This window comes from Bacillus sp. SIMBA_005 (genome assembly GCF_046535585.1).
Lineage (GTDB): Bacteria > Bacillota > Bacilli > Bacillales > Bacillaceae > Bacillus > Bacillus pumilus.
In genome coordinates, this window is record NZ_JAWRWI010000160.1 from 1 (window position 1) to 321 (window position 321).

Consider the following 321-nt stretch of genomic DNA (forward strand, 5'->3'; position numbering starts at 1 on the left):
CCCAGCCAATGAAAACCAGACCAGAATAGCCCTCCGATTGTTCCGAAAACACTTGAACCGGCATAATAAAAGAACAAATACAGCGATGAAGCCTGTGCTTTGTTGTGAAGAGCTCTCCGTCCCACCCAGCTGCTGGCAACTGAATGCCCTCCGAAAAAACCGAAAGTAAAGAGGGCAATCCCCAGAATTTTCACTGCCAGCATACTATTTATCGTGTGCTTGCTTGAGATGTAGAACCGTTTGATTCAAGCACTTCTGAAACAAGACGGACAGTATAAGGGAAGTCTTTTTCAGACGGAATAACTGGCTCAAGCGCACGCT

The 321-nt window shown here is 46.4% G+C and carries 2 pseudogenes; both read right to left on the bottom strand.

From position 1 onward, the window contains the following. Window positions 1-215 (bottom strand): annotated as a pseudogene (locus SB660_RS19560) (MFS transporter); the annotation flags it as partial. A gap of 2 nt (window positions 216-217) precedes the next feature. Beyond that, window positions 218-321 (bottom strand): annotated as a pseudogene (locus tag SB660_RS19565) (hypothetical protein); the annotation flags it as partial.